The organism is Chitinophaga arvensicola (assembly GCF_900110835.1).
Classification (GTDB): Bacteria; Bacteroidota; Bacteroidia; order Chitinophagales; family Chitinophagaceae; genus Chitinophaga; species Chitinophaga arvensicola.
The window spans coordinates 1416407-1436600 of sequence record NZ_FOJG01000002.1 but is presented as its reverse complement, the minus strand read 5'-3'; the positions used below and the strand labels follow the sequence as shown (position 1 = coordinate 1436600).

Sequence of the window (20194 nt, the reverse complement as noted above, 5' to 3'; positions counted from 1 at the left end):
TAATCCGTTCAAAAAATGGCAACAAGATATAACCGGCAAATCAATGATTTTTTACAATTCCAGGTTTCGCCGCCGGGATACTTTTGTAAAAAGAAAACGATGAAAACAGCACAATACCAGGTATACCTGCTTTCCGCCGCACTGTTGCTGCCGGCCATATCATATTCACAACAAAAAGAATTAAAAACAACGACGATGGAAAAGAATAAAACAATGATCCGGGAATTGTATGAAAATGCGATGAACCAGCGGAATCTGACTGCCTTATCTCAGTACATAGCACCCACCTACACCGGCCCCTCCGGCGTAAAAGGACCTGCAGGATTTGAAGTCCCGGTTCGCTCACTCATACAATCATTTCCGGATATCAGGTGGACCTTACAGGAGATAATCGCAGAAGGCAATAAGGTAATGGTAAAATGGACCTGGCATGGTACCCATCAGGCGGATTTTCAAAACATTCCTGCTACCCATAAAACCATTGACCTTACCGGCATCGCTATTTATGAATGCCAGGATGGTAAAGTAACCGCTCTGGAAATACGGACAGACCGCCTTGGATTTTTAACTGCACTGGAGGTGTTACCGGCAGATATTGCCACCGCACCGGTGCAAGAGCAGGTGCAGTTTATTGATAAGTTTATCGTACCGGCAGCAGGAATCACCGAGTTCAAAGAAAGGGTAGCGGTGAACCGGCACTTCCTCAGGAAGCTACCAGGATTTATCACCGACGCCGCTTACGAACATCCTGATGAGCAAGGCAACCTGGTGTATGTTACTATTGCGCAGTGGGAAAGTAAAGCCGCCGTGGCCAAAGCAAAAGAACAGGTGCAGGCATTTTATCAACAAGAGGGCTTTGATATGCCGGGGATGCTGAAACGACTGGGAATAGTGATGGATAGGGGATTGTATAGCCGTGCAACGGAGTAAATATTACGAAGGGGATTCTATGAAGGCTACGCGAAATACCATTTTCGTGTAGCCTAAGCCGTTTGAGTATAGCGCATGTTCTTTACACCGCTTTTAACTTCCATTTACAATTGTTTAATTTCCATTGACAGGTTCCTTTCAAAAACTATCTTAACTTCTATTCCTGAACAACCAAAACTGAATCCAATAGTACCCGCTTATCCCGGATACTATTGCCCATGAACTGAAAACCCGGATCCCCTTTTCATTTATTCATCAAACAAAAAACAAGTATGAAAACTTCATTGTTTGCACCAGCCTTGCTTGTGCTGGGCATGCTCTCCGCCTGTAGCAAAAACAACAGTCGTGACAATCAGCTGCAACCAGTTGCCGGACAGAAAAACAACTTACAGGTGTTAGCCACACCACCCGCCACCTGGCAGGAACACTGGTTTGAACACCAGCAACTGCTAAACCGCGTTTTTTATGATACCAGTGTGGCAGTGTACTACGACAACGACGTAAACAGCAGCATTACCTGGCCTTCTACATACCTGGCGCAGGTTTGGAACTACACTAAAAGTACTTACAGCGCTTTTGGCGATGATTCCCGTTTGTTTGTAATCCTGCACGCCGGCAAATATTCCGGCGGACACCCTTCTACGTATATGGATGGTAGTCATGATTACCGCAATGTGATAGATGTAGGCTCCTCTGATCCCAATGCCTGGATCAGCGGTACGGGCAATGATATTGATCTGACTACCCATGAAGTAGGGCATATCGTGGAGGGCGCTTCCAAAGGAGTGCATGGCTCTCCGGCTTTTGGCATCTGGCACGACAGCAAATGGATGGAGATCTATCAGTATGATGTATACCTGGCGCTGGGCCGCAGCAGCGATGTTACACGCTGGTATAATATGAAAGTTACACAGACGGATGCGTTTCCCCGCGCCGGCACCTACTGGTTCCGCGATTGGTTTTATCCCATTTATCATAACTATGGAGGCACTGCTACGCTGAACAAATTCTTTACGTTACTGGCGCAGTATTTTCCAAAACAAACGTTCAATAACGGGATCACTACTTACCCGGAATACAGCCGTGGTCTTAACTTCGGAGAGTTTGTACATTACTGGAGCGGCGCTGCCAATAAAGACCTGAAGCAACTGGCGATCACTGCTTTCGGTAATAAGGATGAACAGGGCAACGACTGGACCGCCCAGCTGAAACAGGCCAGAACAGATTTTGCTGCTATTACTTATCCTTCGGATGATGTGACCGCAGCAGGTACACTCACGGTAAGTAAGGAAAACAATAGCGGCGCCTCCGCCACAGAAGGCTCCCTGAAACTGATTGATAACGTGTATGGCAGCAAATTTTTTGTGAATACCGTACCCGCTGATTTCCGGATGCAGTTACAATTCCCCACCGGGCAAACCGTGAAATCATATACCCTTACTTCCGGTAATGATGCCACCGACAGGGATCCGAAAAACTGGCAGCTGAAAGGCTCCGATAATGGTGTCAGCTGGACGGTATTGGATACACAAACCAACCAGGCATTTAATGCGAGAAATCAGACCAGGCAGTTTAATATTGCGAATACCACTGCGTATAAATATTATGCGGTGTATGTAACCAGCACCAATGGCAGTGTGGATTTTCAGCTGAGTGAATGGCGGCTTTTTAAATAGATATACCGGCTGCTACTGTAAAAAGGTAGCAGCCTTTTTACTATAATTCTTCAAATCGGCGCAAAATCTCTTCCAGTTGCTTTTTACTGAGGTCAATATTCAGTCCCTGTGGGTCCAGGATGTTTTTGGCTCTTAGCTCTTTTAAAGTCCGGTTGAAGCTCCGGATAGTAATACCGAGGTAGTCGGCCATATCTTTTTTCGGTATCACGATATCCTGTTCCGCTTCCAGCGACAATAAGCGGAGCAATGCGTATTCTATCGGATATAACCGCTGATAGGAAGTGCGTATACAGGTGTTGCGGATCCGGATGGCCATTTCTTCCAGTAGCAGCTTATTGAACGACAGATCGTTGGATAACAGCCACGAAAACAAGGCAAGCGGAACGGCATAAGCAGTTACCGGTGTAATGGCCTCAATATTACAAAGGCATTTCTCTTTCCCGATACCTTCCAGTTCCCCGGTGATTTCTCCCTTTCCCAGGAATTCGAAAATATAGTCTTTCCCGTTATCCTCTGCGATGTAGCATTTGGTAATGCCTTCCCGGATGATATATACATGACTGGTAGTATCACCCTGGTGCAGCAATTTCGCGCCGGTATGGAAGCTTCTGGTCGCCACTTTTTCGCCTCCGCCGTTTCCGGCAGTGAATTGTTCTATGAAATGAAGAAAGGCAGGATTGGTGCGTAACATATACTTTCAGGGTAGGACAATTGTCCCGTTTAATAGGATGCTACCGTTTATTTTTGCATCCGGAAAAATGTAAAAATACAATGATTACAGATATTAAAGTCATCGCATTTGATGCAGATGATACCCTCTGGGTAAACGAACCTTATTTTCAGGAAACAGAAGCCCGCTTTTGCAGTCTGCTGGAAGATTACCTGCCGCATCATACCGTTTCCCAGGAGTTGTTTAAAACCGAAATGGCTAATTTATCGTTATACGGTTATGGCATCAAAGGTTTTATGCTCAGCATGATAGAAACCGTATTACAGGTATCTGAAAATACGGCTAACCCGGAGATATTTCACCGGGTGCTGGAGTATGGCAAAGAAATGCTGAATAAAGACATCGAATTATTGGATGGGGTAGAGGAAGTATTGAAAGCCCTGTTCGGGAAATACCGTCTTGTGGTAGCTACCAAAGGTGATATACTGGACCAGGAACGTAAATTGAAGAAGTCGGGCCTGGAGCATTATTTCCATCACATTGAAATAATGAGCGACAAAAAAGAAAAGGACTATCTGAAATTACTTAAACACCTGGATTGCCGTCCGGAATCCTTCCTGATGCTGGGTAATTCCCTGAAGTCGGATGTACTGCCGGTACTGGCGCTGGGCGGGCATGCGGTGCATATTCCGTATCACACCACCTGGGTGCATGAGCAGATCGATCATACCATTGAAGATCCGCGTTTTTATCAATTTAATTCAATGGCAGATATTCTGCCACATCTGATATCATGAAACAATTACTGAACCTGGATACCTGGGCAAGAAAAGAGCAGTTTCATTTCTTCCGCCAGTTCGACGAACCATTTTTTGGAGTTACAGTGGAGATAGACTGCACCGCCGCCTATGTGCAGGCGAAAGCCAGTGGCCGTTCCTTTTTTTTAACCTATCTGCATACTTCACTGGCGGCCGCGAATGAGGTAGCGCCTTTCCGCTATCGCATCATAGAGGAAGAAGTGTGGATCTACGACCGGGTGGATGCATCGCCGACTATCAATCGTCCGGATGGCACCTTTGGTTTTGCGTACATGGATTTTTATGAAGATATCAATGCGTTTGAAAGCAATAGTAAAGCGGAAACAGACCGGGTTCGCGCGGCAACCGGACTGGTTCCTTCGGTATCGGGGCAAAATGTAATTCATTATTCCTCCCTGCCCTGGATCAACTTTACGGCTATCTCACACGCACGGAGCTTTTCTTTCCAGGACAGCTGTCCAAAAATTTCTTTCGGCAAGATGACAGAAAAGGGAGACCGCAGGGTGATGCCTGTTTCTGTGCATGTGCATCACGCATTGATGGATGGTTTTGATGTTGCACAGTTCCTGGAAAAATTCCAGCAGAAAATGGATGCGTTGTAAGCATATTGGAAGGGGCGGAAAGCCCCTTTTTTTATAGTATTAAAGGCAGCCTTTTGCATTCCCGCACGCGTGTAGTCTGCGTCAATTTGTGGCGTTACTGCAACACCCCCGCAGGTATCGCCCATTTGTAACCCGCAATCAGCAAGCACTTCCGGTCAGGCAACCTTTTTGCTGTAATGGCCGTTATATTACAGGATATCCATTAAAAAATCATGCACTATGAAGAATAAAAACTGGCTGATATTAGGTGCCGCTGCTGCATCTGCCGCTGCTGCTTATTTTCTTTTTAAAAGCACGAAAGTTTCCATTCCGAAAGGGGCGAAAGCAGTTTCGCCTTTTGATGTAAACCGGTTTATGGGAACCTGGTATGAAATCGCGCGACTGGATTATCGTTTTGAACGTCATCTCAGTAATGTTTCTGCTACTTATTCCATTAATGAAAATGGACAGATTACCGTGGATAATAAGGGATATGATACCCGGACCTATCGCTGGAAGGAGAGTATAGGTAAAGCAGACTTTGTAGATAATCCCGAAGAAGCACGTCTGAAAGTATCTTTCTTCGGCCCTTTTTATGCCGGTTATAATGTGATCGACATCGATGAAAAATACCAGCACGCATTAGTGGCTGGCAATAACCTGAATTATATCTGGATCCTTTCCCGCAACAGAACAATTCCTGAAGCCATTAAAACCCGCTTCCTGGCAAAAGCAGAAGAACTGGGCTATCATACGGATGATCTGATCTGGACAAAGCACGATAGCTATGTAGCGTAAGCAGGTAAAAAATAAATTGGAAATACTAAAAATATTAGTATTTTTGTTGCAGAAAGCAAATGAATAATGTAAAAAAGTCCTGTGATCCATGCTGTAGTGGTGATCAGGACTTTTTTATTTTAAACAGGTGCTAAGTATTTTAGTATATTGAGATGGTTTTTAAATGGTAGCGATGCATAATCCACTGGCACTTTTATCTCCCGAATTATTAGTGGCTTTACAAAAGCATGGTTTTACCATTTTCGTAAGACAAAGCTACCCTCGTGGAAGAGATCATTTTGATACAGATATCAAAGAAATATTTCTCATCACACACTACGATGATCTGAAGGCGGCAGAGGAACATATGGCCCACATTGCTGCAGATCATCGTAAACATTTATACCAGATCAGTATTCCGGAAGACCGGGAAAAACTGATGATTGCAGCCGCACAACCCGATGGCTATAAAGTGTATGTCGCCTTGTTGAAGGATAAGAAATGGAAAGGGGCCGCCAAACTGCAACCGAAGCTCAAAACGTACCTGCAGCAAAACACCAGCTGGAAAGTAAAAGACGGAGCCATTGCCGCAGATCTTTATCTCCACTACGGCGAGCTGATGCTCAAGCTGGTAAACCCATCCGGAGAAATTACCTTACCTTTAAGTGATATTGAAAAACACTAAACTATCCTGCTATGTGTTATAATATTTCCCTCAGGGTAAACCCGGAGTTACTCTATCAGTATCTGCCCACGCTAAATCCCATCCCGGAAGCTTTGCTGCTGAATACTTCCTGGCATGGAAATGCAGACACCTTTCCGGAATGGCCGGTGGTATTGAATAACAACGGAACCGGATTGGCATCTTTTGCCTGGGGCCCTATTCCAAAAGGCCTGAACACGCCGGAGAAAGTTCAGGAAGAAAGAAAATTATATCTCAACGCACCAGCAGATAAAATACTGGATCCAGGTTCCTGGTGGAATACTATCCGGCACCAGCGTTGCCTGATACCCGTATCAGGTTTCTATGGATACCGGCAGGTGCCTTCCCGTCAGAATAAAATTGCTTATTATATCCGGCAGAAAGGCCGGGAATTATTCTTTATCGCCGGACTATGGACCTTATCCGATACGGCCGCTGGTGAGATACCCACTTTTTCACTCATCACCAGGAAAGCGAATGCGCTCCTGAAAGAATTGCATACCGGCGGGCCGGATGAAGACCGTATGCCGCTCATGCTTACACCAGGTATTGCAGAAAGTTGGTTGTCGCCGGAACTGACCGATTTTCAACTCCAGGAGATCCTGAACTTTTCGCTGCCTTCTGCAGAACTGGAATACTGGCCGGTAAATACGGTACCCTCGCACCCGGATGTTGCCGAAGCATTTTACCCCGATCTGCCTCCATTGATGAATAAATAAATCACACCTTATTTTCGGAAAAAAGAGCGGATTGCTTTACAAATACGTAAAGCAATCCGCTTATTCCGCCATTACAAACAGTCAAATGTTCTGTGTACTGTTGTTGTCGGAATGGTGATGTGCTTGTCTGCCGCCACTGGCACTGCATTCAAACGGGTTACTTTCACCGCACCCAGTTTCATTTTCTTTTCATTTTTCTTTTTCATGGCAATTTGTGTTTAGTTGATGAGAAAATATTTTTATAACATAGCCTTTACTGCTTTGGCAGACACCGCCAGCTGCGATGCGTAATACCTGCTGAGAAAATGATAGAGCACCAGTTCCTGTTTGCGCTGGTTAGATAACAGTATTCTGTTCAGGAACATATGAATATAACTGCAGAGCAATTCGTCGCGGTTTTTCAGGGTAATCCCCGATAGCAATCGTTGTATACCGGCAGATCTTGTACGGAAGCAATCTACCGCCGCTTCAATTCCCTGTTCGTTGTCCTGCGCAGGATCAAGGATCTGGCTGACTTTACGCATCTCTTCGCGGTATTTGTTGTTTAATTGAAGCAGCAACGATTTCTCCCCGCCATGTTCTTCAAAAAAACTTTGTTGCAGCATATGTAGTAACCCTGATCTGGCGGATAACGTGTAGCCAAAATCATCCAGCAGCATATGGATTCCTCTTAGCGCCAGCAGCCAGCGGTAGTTTTCGCCTTCTTCTTCTTCCAGTAGCTGCAGGATACCAAGTACACATTCGCTGTCGAGATGAAACAATGCTTCACTGAAAAGCATCGTGTCGCCGCCATAGCGTTCTATTTCCCGCTCATAGGTATCAGTCTGGATCCGCTGAATTGATGCATCATTACCTGATATATCGTATAGCCGTTGCAGTACGATACTCCAGAATTGCGGATGGGCAGCATGATGAAACCTGATCCGGAGATGATGATCGGGATCGCTGTACCGGATAAAGAACCATTGATCAATGACTTTTTCTTCCAGCAGGCTTTGCGTAAGCGGTAGCAGTTTTTCTTTAAGGATGTTTTCTGCACTGCGTGTGCCTGCATACAATTTTACATAAAGCCATTCACTGCCGGTATAGAATTTTCTTGCTGGTAGCTGTGTGGTATTGGTAAAAACAGGGGCTGTACTTTTGTTTTTTCCGGGAGATATATTTTTCAGCGGTATAATCAGTTCATGGGTATGCAGCCCGTCGGGTCCTTTAATCCAGCAGATATCGGGTGTAGCGAGAAATTCCTGTAAGGTCACCTGTTCTTTTTTCAGGAGTTGTGTCACCAGCAGGTGTACGCTTACTTCGCTCTCCAGGTCGGCGGGTAGTTCATTGTCGCCTTCCCTGATCAACACGTACCGGGGAAGCGCCAGCTGGTGGCGGATTTCCCGGAAGATGTCCATATACGCTTCTACGGGCGCTTTGGTTAATGCGGCGTACTTTTTTTTATGCAATACCCAGGTACTTTTACTGAGAATGATATTGCCATATTGCACGCGTGGGTAGAAAGGAATATCCCCCGGAAGCTGCCAGTGCCAGCCGATGCCGGTTTGGTAATCCTGGTATTGCAGGTCGCACAGGAATTTATAAACGGGCAGGCCCTGTTTATAGTTGTGGGCGGTACTGAGACGCGGTACAATGATTTTATTGAGCCTGCGGGAGCGCATTACCACTTTGTTCTGGCGTACGCTTACCAGCAGATCGGAGAGAGGTAGTTGCATCGCTTCCGGCGTCTGACTATTGGCGAGGTACACAATTTCGTGTTCCCGTAACCGTGGTCGCATCAGGATGTTGCCGGTCCTGGATTCCGGGAGATGGACGATTTCTGCATAGATTTTCTCCGGATCGCCTGCTTCTTCCTCCCTTAAACAGGCTTTTACATGTGTCGCCAGCTTTTCATCGCCGTGGCAGAACCTGCCCAACAGGTTGGCGGCAGATGGGCCGCTGCAGCCGTTCATATCAAAGAGATAATCGCCGTTGTCGATGGCTTCAGCGCTGTTGCTCAGAATACTACCCATCAGGTACATGCTGGCAGGAAGGGCCGGTGTGGCTTTCTCTTTAAAAGTATCCAGTTGCTCCCGGGTAAGGAGGATCACTTTTTTCTGTTGCCACAAACTTTCCTGTAACAGGTGCAGCTGGAAATCCTGCATCAGGGTGCGGGGATGACTCCCACCGGTGTCTGGAGGCGATAGGTGAAAATCGTCTGCCAGTGGCGTATGGTCGGTGTTGTGACCGGGTCCATAGCCAATGCCTGCCTCTGCATCCAGCACCAGCGCAAGTGGCATCTCCTGCTCCTCGTATCGCTGCCGGAATGCCCGGCAGAATGCCGCCAGATCATTGTCAGGCTCCTGGCTGCCTAGTTTCCACAACTGCGACACCTGCGTGGTCAGTTCATTAATGACGGTATGACTGAGGGTATTTTCAGTAGCAGATACGAACAGGTCTGTTTGTACCAGGTCTTTGCTACTGGTGTTAGTAAGCAGCGTGCTAACCAATTGATGAACCTTTGTGTACTGTTGTTGCTGCAATCCTTGCTGAATAGCATCCAGCGTGGCTGTCAGCGCTTCGGTACCATTTAGTTCCTTCAACCTTTTTACCAGGTGTACAAAAAACTCTTCACCGGTAACAGCAGGCTCCAGTTCACTTACCAGGATTTGATGCTGTAGCAGTTCTTCCGTAAAAGCAGCGGCTTCTTCTTCGCTGATGTCAGCTTCTTCACTGACAATACTATCTCGTATATCCGTTAACGTGGCACCGGTTGCAGCTGTCTGCAACATTTTTTTTAAGTAGGGGCTGTCGTTTACTGCGGTAAGGTAATAGTTCCGGATTTTGTTTTTTACCGTATAGGCAGCATACCGGTATTGGGTACCGGCAGCGTATAAAGAATTATTGGGGTAATAGTTCAATTGCGCCCTGATGCCCGGTATAGCGGTAATAGCGGTGGCCAGTTCAGCCACGTAGTTCATATCAAGGCGGCTATGTTTTTTATGGGTGTATTTATCTGCCAGCCGGATAGCCGTATGATCTGCCAATGCACCGGTGGCGCAGCCCGCGAATAGTCCATAGGGAGTGCAGCGGCTGCTCATGCGCAACAGGTAACGATATAAGGCAGCTGCCAGTTTTTGTGCTGCCTTTCCATCCTCCGCAGGATCAGTCAGCCACTTTTGCAATTCCTGGTATAGTTCAGGAGATGCAATATAGATGGCTTCCCGGAGATATGGATCCCGGAAAATATTTTTAATCACCGGGGAAAGGGAAGCTTTTGAAACCGGGAATAGTTGCGTAATGGTATTCACCGGCAACAGCGGGGTTCTGACTATATAAAAATTTTCAGCTCTGATCATGGCGAAAGGTCAACATTAGACCGGGAAGGTAATTTGTTCCCTGACAGTAAACTATCCCGTAAAACCGGTAAAATCTGTGTTTAAACCTGCTTTTGAAAAATCACGTTTTTCCGTGAGTTGCATATTCTTACTTTCTCCCTACATTTATTCTCAATCCTGTAATCTATAAAACCCGTATTTTTTTAAGACCCTGTTTTAAACGACCTGCCAAACTTTATTTGTCTATTTATTTTTCAACCATAAACATTTGCGAAATGAGAAAAACACCCGTAAAAAAACTGGCCCTTGGTAAATTGAAAGTGGCAAAACTCAGTATCAGCAGCCAGGAACAGGCAGATGGTAAAGCCCCTACATACACCGGCTGCAGCCTGTTTATGAAATGTACGCCTCCTATTTCAAAAGAACCTTGTTTCTAAACTGTACGACCATGAAAAAATCAGATAAGAAATTAAGTCTTGGCAAAATCAAGGTAGCCGACCTCAGCAAAGTAAATGCAGATGCAACGCTATTTATGCAATCACTCGCCTGCGTGCCCAGCATAAAGATTACCTGCCTTAGCCAGGGTCCAAAAAACTGCAGTGCTGACATCTGTATTTTCTGAGTTCAATACGGTGAAGCTTAAGGTATGGCAAAACATGTATGCATGACTGCAATACATGTTTTGCCATTATATATTTTATGACGGCAAATCATTCTATGGATCAACAGCAAGCTGCCCGCTCCGTACTGCAAAGGATCTGCGTAGCATTGGACCGGTTTGTATTAACGGATACCAATAACGGATTACTGGGTGGATATACGGGCGCCGCATTATTTTATGCGTACTATTATCAGCTGACGGGTAAGGCCGCACATCTGAACAAAGTGTATGATATTATCCGGAAATGCCTGCAGTCGCTTTCTGAAGAGCCGATGAACGGTTCGCATTGCAGCGGTATTGCCGGCGTATCCTGGTGTATACAGCACCTGACCGCTTTAGGCTTTATCGAAGCAGATGATACTGCAGATACGTTCGCTGATATTGATATGCTGGTAGCAGATTTTATGGACTCAGAACTCCGGGAAGGCCGGAACGACTTTCTGCATCATGGTATTGGCACCGCCCTCTATTTTCTCGAACGGCTCCCGGCCCCGGTCGCAGTAACACAGCTGGAGCAACTGGTCACATATCTCGCAGAAAGTGTGATCCCTTTGCCGGGTGGCATCGCCTGGAAGGACCATTTCTCCAGCAAAAGCCAGCAGCATCCCGATCAGGATCTTTTTAATCTTGGACTGGCACATGGTGTGCCCGCTATTATTTCGGTGTTGGCGCGTTGTTATGAAAAGGGGATCGCTAAAGAGATGACATGTCAGCTCATTGATAATAGTGTTCAATGGCTGCTGCAAACCAAAAATAAATCTGTAGGCATCACCCACTCCCGCTATCCGGTAATCGTTAACGACAGGGGAGAAGTGATAGGAGATGCGCATAGCAGGCTGGGATGGTGTTATGGAGATCTGGGCATTGCCGCGATGCTGTGGGGAACCGGGAAGCGATTGAGCAGACAGGATTACCAGCAGGAAGCACAGGAACTGTTTCATCATATCGCCGCCTATCGCAATGTAAAGAACGGAGCGGTTCATGATGGCTGTTTATGTCACGGGAGCGCAGGGATTGCGCATCTGCTGCAACAGGCCGGGCTGGCCGCTGGCAACGATGCTTTGCTGGATGCTGCGCGGTACTGGTGGCAAACCACGCTCAGCATGAATACCTGGGATGATGGCCCGGCAGGGTATAAATTTTATCATCATCCGGAATATATCAGCAGTCACAACGTGCTGGAAGGAATTGCAGGTATCGGCTTGTCGCTGATCAGCTTTGCAGATACCACTATCAGACCTGCATGGGGCGAATGTATGCTGATAGATTAAACTTGTCTTGATTTTTTCGCTATATTACAGGTATAGTAAATGAGCATAGTGTTGTTGCCCGAAATCATCTATGCCATCGTATACAGACGTTACAGCAAACTGAAAAACCATGATCCGTATATATTTTGTTGATGATCATCCATTGATACTGGAAGGACTGCGATCATTACTCAGCGGGGAAGAAGATATTCAGCTGACCGGTGAAACCAGGAACGGTATTTCCTGTCTTCGCTTCCTGGATCAGCATACTGCAGATGTGGTGTTACTAGATACCCTCTTACCCGATATCAGCGGCGCTGAACTTTGCGCCAATATAAAAAAACGTTATCCCGATATAGCAGTGTTGGGATTAAGTTATCATAAAAACGACACCGGTATTGCCGGAATGCTGGATAGCGGCGCCAGCGGGTGTCTGATGAAAAATGCAGATAAGGAAGAACTCCTGCGGGCCATACACGATGTATATTCCGGTCACACCTATCTCTCGGCAGAATTAAAACAGGCGCTTAAAACAGACAGTTTACATCACCTGCATATTACCAAGCGGGAGAAAGAGGTACTGTGGCTGATTGCCAACGGTCATACCAATCATGAGATCGCAGAGAAATTATTCATCAGTGCAGATACGGTCGACAGCCATCGCCGCAACCTGCTGGGTAAGTTCAATGCACGGAATACCGCGATGCTGATCAAATGTGCGGTCGACAATAAAGTATTGATCTGAGTATTACGCTTTTACTGCAGGCAAAGACAGCAACGGGATATTGGAATCATAAGCCAGCTTTTTAGAGATACTGTTATGAAAGAAGGATGCCAGTCCGCCCAGTTTCCGTGGCACTACAATGATCATGGAAGCATGATGCTGGTTCGCGTACGACAGGATCCCTTCTACCGTATTGCTGTTATTGATATAATCAAAGCTGGCGTTATATTTTTCGAAGATCCGGTGTAAGCTCGCAATGGATTCTTTTGTTTCCATGGTATAGCTTTCACCGGCGGCTTTGTCTACATTCAGCACCTGTACCGTTGCCGGGAACGCATCCAGGAATTCATAGAGCTGATGTGCCGGGATGGAAGCATGGTCTTTCAGATCGGTAGTAAATACCAGCGACTGTATGGGTTTCCCAATCAGGGTGTCTTTGGGTACAATGAGCACAGGTACCGTACTTTCTGCAATCATCATGGAGGTGGTACTGCCCAGCAGTAATTTTTCCAGGCCTGATCTGCCGGATACTCCCATCACAATAATGTCTACTTCTTCTGCTTTACATAACTGGCTGATGTGTGCCGGGAGGGATACGTCTTCTGCCATCAGATCAATCCGGGCATGCTTTACAAGGGCGCTGAGGCGATCCTGTTGCAAGCCGAGGTTTTCCATGATGTCCAGGTACAACTGCTGATCGCTGCCGGCATTGGTCACCGGGAGGTCTGTCCCAATAATGGAGCTTTGGTAGGCGTGGTAAAGAAGAATCCTGCTCACCTGCAGGGGATCCACCAGTTGTGCGGCGTATTCTGTTGCCCGGAAAGCATTTTCTGAGAAGTCGGTAAGAAGGAGCATTGTTTTCATATGCGTCGCTATTTTGGTGAACCTATCAACCGCGAAATTCCTGCCAATCAATCCAATGAACAACCAAAATGGGGGATATGTTCAGGAGAATAACAATCAGCAGGGATGTTCGGTTTTGTACAAAAGTGTCCATATTTGGACAGGTTCAGGGGGGATCCTACGCTGGAAGCGGCTATGGAAGCGGCCTGGGGAAATGGCATTTATTTTGGCCCGCAGATATGTACATTTAAACGAATATCGTCGTAATAATAGCAACTATGATCAGCAACTATTTTAAAATTGCCTGGCGCAGCCTTTCAAGAAGTAAAGTGTATTCCCTGATTAACATCGTTGGCTTAACGGTGGGTATTGCCTGTTGTATCCTGATAGTACTTTATGTAAAAGACGAATTATCCTACGATAAGTATCATAAGAATTACAACGAAATATACCGGGTACTGCATGCATTCCGCAATCCCACTGGTCAGCAGGAACAGGGACCACCAGCGCCCGCTGAGTACCAGGTATGGGGATGCGCTCCTGTAGCCCCGGCTTTGCTGGCAGATTTCCCGGAAATAAAAAAGGTAGTACAGTTTACCAGCCCTGTTACGCTGTTGCTGCAGCATGGCGATAAACGTTTCCAGGAAGGCAATCTTGTATTTGCAGATTCTACGGCCTTTGATATATTCAGCTGGAAAGTGTTGTATGGTGATCCTAAAACGGCGTTAAAGACGCCTAATGGTATTGTGCTGACTAAAACGCTTTCTGAAAAATATTTTGGGAAGGTTAACCCGGTAGGACAAACATTAAAAACGGATGAGGATTTTCCGCTGATTGTTACTGCGGTGATGGAGGATGTGCCATCCAACTCCCACTTTACGTTTTCGGCACTGATATCAATGGTTACTTTCAGAACAGTAAGGGCCGAAATATTTGATTGGTGGGGTTATGTAGATTTCTATACTTATTTTCTCTTACCTGAAAATGCGAATATACAGGCCATGCAGGCAAAGGTGCCTGATTTTCTGAAACGCCACAATCCCAATCAGTCGCAGAATTCCTATACCATTGCTTTTGAGCCTTTGAAAGATGCTTACCTGAGGTCTGCCGCAGGGCGGCAGCCGGGTGCTACCGGCAGTTTATCAAACGTATATGTCTTTTCGGTGGTGGCGGCATTTATCCTGTTTATTGCGGGTATAAACTTTGTAAACCTTACTACTGCGCGTTCTATGGAACGGGCAAAGGAAATAGGTGTACGCAAAGCTGTGGGTGCTCATCCGCAAAGCCTGATCCTGCAATATCTCACAGAAGCGGTGTTGATAGCTCTGTTGGCTACTATGATGGCTTTTGCATTGGTGGTATTGTTGTTGCCCCTCGTACGGAATATTTCTGATAAGCCATTGCCTTACGCGGATCTTTTATCCTGGCAGATGTTGATGATATTTGTGCTTACGCCATTTGTAGTAGGTATCCCGGCGGGCATTTACCCGGCCCTGGTACTGTCCCGCTTTAAACCTGCCCTTGTGTTAAAAGGGAAGTTTAATGATTCCGGCAAAGGTATTCAGTTGAGAAAAGGCCTGGTGGTATTTCAGTTCAGTTTATCTGTAGCTCTCATCGCCTGCACAGGGATCGTGTTTTCACAACTGGATCACCTGCGTTCGCATAGTCTTGGTTTCCGTCAGGATCAGATGCTGATCATCGATTATGGCGGTGATGCGCAGGTAAATAAAAATATGGAAACGGTGAAGACCGTGTTAGCCGAAAATCCCGATGTACTGGCCATTGCGTCTTCCAGGGCTGTGCCGGGTGAATTCTTTCCTAACGGCACTACTAAAATAGCTTCGCCCAGTGGAGAAATGCAGAGTTTCGATCCGGGTTTGTATGAAATAGATGTTGATTTTCTTAAGACATACGAAATGAAGATGGCAGCAGGCCGGGGTTATTCCCGTGAATTCCCTGCTGATCTCGAACATGCAATGATCATCAATGAAGCTGCTGCGAGGCATTGGGGTTATAATAATCCCCGTGATGTTATCGGGAAACCATTTGAACAATGGGGCCGCACAGGAACAGTGATCGGTGTGGTAAAGGATTTCAATTATCAATCCCTGCATAAGAATGTAGAACCGCTGGCACTGAGAATGGCGCCGCCGGAATCATTGGGCCGTATCTCACTGCGTATCAAAGCCGCTAATATCAACAAAACTATTGCCGCATTGGAAAACACCTGGAATCGTCTGGAGCCGCAAAGGCCCTTCCGCTATAGCTTCCTGGATCAGGCATTTAACGAGCAGTATCAGAAAGATAAGCGCTTCGGAGAAATATTTGCGGCATTTGGTAGTCTCACGATCTTTATTGCCTGTCTTGGTTTATTTGGCCTCGCCACTTATTCCACTGAAAAACGGCTGAAAGAAATCGGTATCCGTAAAGTGCTGGGCGCATCCGTGGCGAGTATTATCGGGTTATTATCCAGTGATTTTATCAAACTGGTACTTATCGCCATACTCATTGCTACACCATTGGGCTGGTGGGGAATGCACCGCTGGCTCGACGGCTTTGCCTATCGTGTAAATATTCATTGGTGGATCTTTGGCCTGGCAGGTCTGAGCGCGGTAGTGATAGCGTTGCTGACGGTGGGCTTCCTGGCGTTGAGAGCAGCGAGAATGAATCCGGTGAGGTCATTGAAAGCAGAATAGCATACTGTTTTTTCATAGGGTAGCGGCGGAGGAAACTTCGCCGCTTTTTTTTGTACTACGCAGATACACTACGTCTTCACTCCCTACCTTTCAGCTTTCAGTACACACTAACGTGTTATTGATGCTCTGGTTAATATTAATTAAGTTGTGTTGGTTTTTTACATCTTGCTCAGGAGTTCACCGGATAGAAGGTGTTTTGAATTTGTAAGCACTGTTATTCCCCAAATCACAGCGATAGAAAATCACTCAAGCTACTCTGATGAAATATTTTGTGTTGATCCTCTGTGTCATCTGTCCTGTAAGTGCCTTATCTCAAAGTTCCATTAAGGCTTTAAGAGATACGTTACAGCTAAGAAGTAAAGAATTTGTGACGCCACCTGCGTTTGCGCATACAAAGGAACTTCCGGCGAAAAGTAATGGCGCTGCCATAGCGCTGACCCGTAATTTTCAGTTTGTAGCTGGTAACTCCCCCGATATGCAGTTACAGGGCGATAGCGCTTATGTTAATGCCTGGCTTATCAATAAGTCTGTCAAAGTATGGCGCAATGGCCTTTTTCAGTACACAGGCACTACTGACGGGGTGAAGTTTGACCATACCACCGGTAAAATTGTTTTCTATCCACGCCTGGTTAGTGGAGATGATGTATATATTGAAGCCCTGGGAGGTTTCTGAGAATTAGTAAAGTAAATATATAAATTGAAGAAATATTTCATACCATCAAAAGAAGTAATCACTTTCCTGCTAATCGCATTTGTGTTGACAAACTGCGGCAATATGAAAAAAGGAGACAAGCACTCCGTCCCGGTGGCAGCTGATTCTTCGTTGGCGGACAGCGTAAAAAAGCCAGCAGTTTACGAGGAGGAAAAATTCGAAATACACGATTCCCTGTTGGATCTTACGGCCACCAAAAGAAATACAGAAGTAAAAAACGTAGGAGAAATCCGTCTGGAATATAACTTCAAAGCACGAAATGATACAGGTCATTTTTCCTTCCCATATCCCCAGTTTTCCGATGTTGTTTTTTCAGACAATGGTATTGCGGTGAAAAAAAAGAATAACTATCATCTATCCGGTTATTATCTTTTCAAGGAAGACAAGTTGCTGTTACCACTGATAGGAATGAATTTCCTGATGCTGTATGTAATAGATCTCAAAAGTCATCAGGTAATGCTTGAACGCAGAACCCATATAGAATTTATATGGGTAAACGAAGAAACAGGCGAATTCATGGCCACAGACAGTCCCCAGATGACAGGCACTCAAACGACTGTCTTCTACAATGCTTTTGTCTATAACATAAAAGGAAATGAGGTAGTCCTCTCAAAGAAGGGTCGTCTGGCATTTAGTACCGCAGATGTCAGAGACAGTGTAGTGGAATTCAGTAATGTAAAACGCATCTTCGATAAATAGCTGGTTAGCCCTTTTTTCTATGAGCCACCCAACAAACCATATTTGACCCCTGCAACAAAGCCCGCCAACAATTCCCAACCGACCTTTGTCTAAACAAAAAAACAATACCCATGACAAAAGTTTGGTTTATCACAGGAAGTTCACGCGGCCTTGGACGCAGTCTCACCGCAGCAGTTCTCGCTAAAGGCGATCTCGTAGCCGCCACCGCCCGCAACCCGGAACAATTAAAAGACCTCGCCACTCAATACCCCGGCCAGATCCTGCCCATTCAACTTGATGTAACAGACCATCAACAGATCCAGCAAGCCGTGAACGATACGGTAGCTCAATTTGGCCGTATCGATGTGCTGGTGAACAATGCTGGTTTCGGTATTACCGGCGCTACAGAAGCCTACACAGAAGAGCAGGTGCGCAGTCAGCTGGAAACAAACCTCTATGCGCCTATCGCCATTACCCGTGCCATATTACCGCATATGCGTAAACAACGCTCCGGCCGCATTCTGCAGATCAGTTCCGTCGGCGGCCGCGTAGGCAATGCTGGCTTAAGCATGTACCAGGCAGCTAAATTCGGCCTGGGTGGCTTCTCGGAAGCACTGGCAAAAGAAGTGGCGCCACTGGGCATCTTCGTTACTTCTGTAGAACCGGGCGGATTCCGCACCGACTGGGGTGGCGCTTCCATGACCTTCGCACCACATGTAGAAGGATACGAAACTACAGTCGATTGGATCATTAATTTCCTCCGCGACGGTAATTACGTGCCAATGGGTGATCCCGAAAAGGCTGCTAAAGTGATGATCGAATTGGTAGATCATCCCACCCCTCCGGTACACCTGATCCTCGGCAGTGAAGCCGCCGGTATTCTGAAACAGGCAGATGCAGCACGACAGGCAGAATTTGAACAATGGTTACCCGTGAGTGTTTCTACAGATCACGACGGCGCCACAGATTTCATGGAAACCGAAGCGGGAAAAACCCTCACCGGCAGAAAAGACTAATAAGATGAAGATCATAGATCAGATTTATATCAACGGGGCATTTGTAAAACCAACAGGCACGGCTACTTTCGATTTGATCAGCCCCACTACCAATCAGCTGCTGGGTCGCGTTACGTTGGGAAATGAAGCAGATACCCATCAGGCCATCACCGCCGCTAAAGCTGCCTTTCCGTCTTTTTCCCGGACTACCCTGGAGGAAAGGCGTAACTATCTCCAACGGCTACACGATGAAGTGATGTTACGCATGGACGATCTCGTAGCAGCCTCCATTGCAGAATACGGCGCCCCCACCCAACGGGCGCTCGGCTCCAATCAACTGGCCGCCGATAGCTTCCTCCATTATAAAAAGGTGCTCGAAGATTTTCCCTTCCGCAAAATAGTGGGACATTCAGAAGTAGTGCTCGAACCATTAGGCGTTGTTGGCATCATTACACCATGGAATGCGAATGCCAGTTATATTTGCAATAAACTGGCCACCGCTATCGCCGCAGGATGCACAGCTGTGATTAAGCCCAGTGAAATGAGCGCCATGCAGACACAGATTGTTACAGAATGCCTGCACGCAGCCGGACTGCCACCAGGGGTTTTTAATATCGTCAATGGTTTGGGAGATGTGGTAGGCAACGCCATCACCCATCACCCGGATGTGGCAAAGATCTCTTTTACCGGCTCTACACAAGTCGGAAAAATGATTGCCCGTGGCGCCGTAGACACCATGAAGCGCGTAACGCTCGAACTGGGCGGTAAATCCGCCAACATCATCCTGGAGGACGCCGATTTCAGCAAAGCAATTCCGATGGCAGTAGCAGCCTGCTTCATGAACAACGGGCAAGCCTGTATCGCCGGCTCCCGGTTACTGATACCGGAACAGCGGCTCGAAGAAACAAAGACCCTGTTGAAAGCTGCCGTGGAACAGGTGAAAGTAGGCGACCCGGCAGCCGATAGCACTACACTGGGACCTTTGGTGAGCAGGAAACAATATGAAAGAGTACAGCAGTATATCCAGCTGGGTATAACGCAAGGCGCTGCAGTATTAACGGGTGGTATTGGTCATCCCGAAGGACTTGAAGCCGGGAACTTCGTAAAGCCTACCGTATTTACCGGCGTTACGCGGGATATGCGGATTGCAAATGAGGAAATTTTCGGACCGGTACTGTCAGTGATCACGTATAAAACGGAAGAAGAAGCCATCGATATTGCTAACGACACCGTATACGGCCTGCAGGCTTACGTAAGTTCGTCTGATGAAAAACACGCCAGGACGGTAGCAGATAAAATTGTGGCCGGCCGGGTGCTCATCAACTCACTAAACCACGACCCCATGGCGCCTTTTGGTGGATTTAAACAATCAGGCATCGGCAGGGAATACGGCGTATATGGCTTGGAAGAATACCTGGAACCCAAAACTATTATTGTATAA

20 protein-coding genes are annotated in these 20194 nt (G+C 46.6%); 16 read left to right on the top strand and 4 right to left on the bottom strand.

Translation table 11 applies throughout. The features are described from left to right. Nucleotides 1-99 precede the first annotated feature (99 nt). Nucleotides 100-930 carry an ester cyclase gene (locus tag BMW79_RS23130; protein ID WP_177192297.1) on the top strand — a complete coding sequence of 277 codons (831 nt, stop codon included), beginning with the start codon at nucleotides 100-102 and terminating at the stop codon, nucleotides 928-930. Nucleotides 931-1202: 272 nt separating this feature from the next. Then, nucleotides 1203-2606 (top strand): hypothetical protein, encoded by a 1404-nt coding sequence (locus BMW79_RS23125; protein ID WP_177192296.1) that lies wholly within the window; start codon nucleotides 1203-1205, stop codon nucleotides 2604-2606. A gap of 40 nt (nucleotides 2607-2646) precedes the next feature. Here the strand turns inward: BMW79_RS23125 and BMW79_RS23120 are convergent, their stop codons facing one another. Then, nucleotides 2647-3297: a Crp/Fnr family transcriptional regulator gene (locus tag BMW79_RS23120; protein ID WP_089898528.1), complete on the bottom strand. Its 651-nt coding sequence runs from the start codon at nucleotides 3295-3297 to the stop codon at nucleotides 2647-2649. A gap of 80 nt (nucleotides 3298-3377) precedes the next feature. Here BMW79_RS23120 and BMW79_RS23115 point away from each other — a divergent pair, with 80 nt between their 5' ends. The 5 genes from BMW79_RS23115 to BMW79_RS23095 all read left to right on the top strand — a co-directional run bounded on the left by BMW79_RS23115 (nucleotide 3378) and on the right by BMW79_RS23095 (nucleotide 6874). Continuing rightward, nucleotides 3378-4073: an HAD family hydrolase gene (locus tag BMW79_RS23115; protein WP_089898526.1), complete on the top strand. Its 696-nt coding sequence runs from the start codon at nucleotides 3378-3380 to the stop codon at nucleotides 4071-4073. After that, on the top strand, nucleotides 4070-4696 hold the full coding sequence (locus tag BMW79_RS23110) for a chloramphenicol acetyltransferase (RefSeq protein WP_089898524.1): 627 nt from the start codon (nucleotides 4070-4072) through the stop codon (nucleotides 4694-4696). Before BMW79_RS23115 ends, BMW79_RS23110 begins: the two co-directional genes overlap by 4 nt. Before the next feature lie 219 nt (nucleotides 4697-4915). Continuing rightward, nucleotides 4916-5473, top strand: a complete 558-nt coding sequence (locus BMW79_RS23105; RefSeq protein ID WP_089898522.1) for a lipocalin family protein — start codon at nucleotides 4916-4918, stop codon at nucleotides 5471-5473. A 172-nt stretch (nucleotides 5474-5645) separates the two neighbouring features. After that, complete coding sequence (locus tag BMW79_RS23100; RefSeq protein ID WP_089898521.1) at nucleotides 5646-6137, top strand: hypothetical protein; 492 nt, start codon at nucleotides 5646-5648, stop codon at nucleotides 6135-6137. Between the two features lie 11 nt (nucleotides 6138-6148). Then, nucleotides 6149-6874 carry an SOS response-associated peptidase gene (locus tag BMW79_RS23095; RefSeq protein WP_089898519.1) on the top strand — a complete coding sequence of 242 codons (726 nt, stop codon included), beginning with the start codon at nucleotides 6149-6151 and terminating at the stop codon, nucleotides 6872-6874. 71 nt (nucleotides 6875-6945) lie between these two features. Here BMW79_RS23095 and BMW79_RS34345 read toward each other — a convergent pair whose 3' ends face one another. Together BMW79_RS34345 and BMW79_RS23090 are read right to left on the bottom strand one after the other, a co-directional pair. Then, nucleotides 6946-7080, bottom strand: coding sequence for a hypothetical protein (locus BMW79_RS34345; RefSeq protein WP_262487490.1), 135 nt, complete (start codon nucleotides 7078-7080; stop codon nucleotides 6946-6948). Between the two features lie 33 nt (nucleotides 7081-7113). Continuing rightward, the gene (locus BMW79_RS23090; RefSeq protein ID WP_089898518.1) at nucleotides 7114-10215 is read right to left on the bottom strand and encodes a lantibiotic dehydratase; all 3102 of its coding nucleotides are present in this window, start codon (nucleotides 10213-10215) and stop codon (nucleotides 7114-7116) included. 254 nt (nucleotides 10216-10469) lie between these two features. On the opposite strand from BMW79_RS23090, the gene BMW79_RS33970 reads away from it, so the two are divergent. The 4 genes from BMW79_RS33970 (at nucleotide 10470) to BMW79_RS23080 (ending at nucleotide 12850) form a co-directional block, all read left to right on the top strand. Continuing rightward, the gene (locus BMW79_RS33970) at nucleotides 10470-10631 is read left to right on the top strand and encodes a hypothetical protein (RefSeq protein WP_177192295.1); all 162 of its coding nucleotides are present in this window, start codon (nucleotides 10470-10472) and stop codon (nucleotides 10629-10631) included. A gap of 11 nt (nucleotides 10632-10642) precedes the next feature. Next, nucleotides 10643-10816 carry a hypothetical protein gene (locus BMW79_RS33965; RefSeq protein WP_177192294.1) on the top strand — a complete coding sequence of 58 codons (174 nt, stop codon included), beginning with the start codon at nucleotides 10643-10645 and terminating at the stop codon, nucleotides 10814-10816. A gap of 95 nt (nucleotides 10817-10911) precedes the next feature. After that, complete coding sequence (locus BMW79_RS23085; protein WP_177192293.1) at nucleotides 10912-12126, top strand: lanthionine synthetase C family protein; 1215 nt, start codon at nucleotides 10912-10914, stop codon at nucleotides 12124-12126. Between the two features lie 109 nt (nucleotides 12127-12235). Further along, a complete protein-coding gene (locus BMW79_RS23080; protein ID WP_089898514.1) occupies nucleotides 12236-12850 on the top strand; it encodes a response regulator in 615 nt (204 codons plus the stop codon). 3 nt (nucleotides 12851-12853) lie between these two features. Here the strand turns inward: BMW79_RS23080 and BMW79_RS23075 are convergent, their stop codons facing one another. Further along, a complete protein-coding gene (locus BMW79_RS23075) occupies nucleotides 12854-13693 on the bottom strand; it encodes a universal stress protein (protein ID WP_089898512.1) in 840 nt (279 codons plus the stop codon). 257 nt (nucleotides 13694-13950) lie between these two features. On the opposite strand from BMW79_RS23075, the gene BMW79_RS23070 reads away from it, so the two are divergent. The 5 genes from BMW79_RS23070 (at nucleotide 13951) to BMW79_RS23050 (ending at nucleotide 20194) form a co-directional block, all read left to right on the top strand. After that, nucleotides 13951-16368, top strand: coding sequence for an ABC transporter permease (locus BMW79_RS23070; RefSeq protein ID WP_089898510.1), 2418 nt, complete (start codon nucleotides 13951-13953; stop codon nucleotides 16366-16368). A 259-nt stretch (nucleotides 16369-16627) separates the two neighbouring features. Continuing rightward, nucleotides 16628-17041, top strand: a complete 414-nt coding sequence (locus BMW79_RS23065) for a hypothetical protein (RefSeq protein ID WP_089898508.1) — start codon at nucleotides 16628-16630, stop codon at nucleotides 17039-17041. A gap of 102 nt (nucleotides 17042-17143) precedes the next feature. Then, nucleotides 17144-17779, top strand: coding sequence for a hypothetical protein (locus BMW79_RS23060; protein WP_143059258.1), 636 nt, complete (start codon nucleotides 17144-17146; stop codon nucleotides 17777-17779). 110 nt (nucleotides 17780-17889) lie between these two features. Then, nucleotides 17890-18774: an oxidoreductase gene (locus BMW79_RS23055; protein ID WP_089898504.1), complete on the top strand. Its 885-nt coding sequence runs from the start codon at nucleotides 17890-17892 to the stop codon at nucleotides 18772-18774. Between the two features lie 4 nt (nucleotides 18775-18778). Then, the gene (locus BMW79_RS23050; RefSeq protein ID WP_089898502.1) at nucleotides 18779-20194 is read left to right on the top strand and encodes an aldehyde dehydrogenase family protein; all 1416 of its coding nucleotides are present in this window, start codon (nucleotides 18779-18781) and stop codon (nucleotides 20192-20194) included.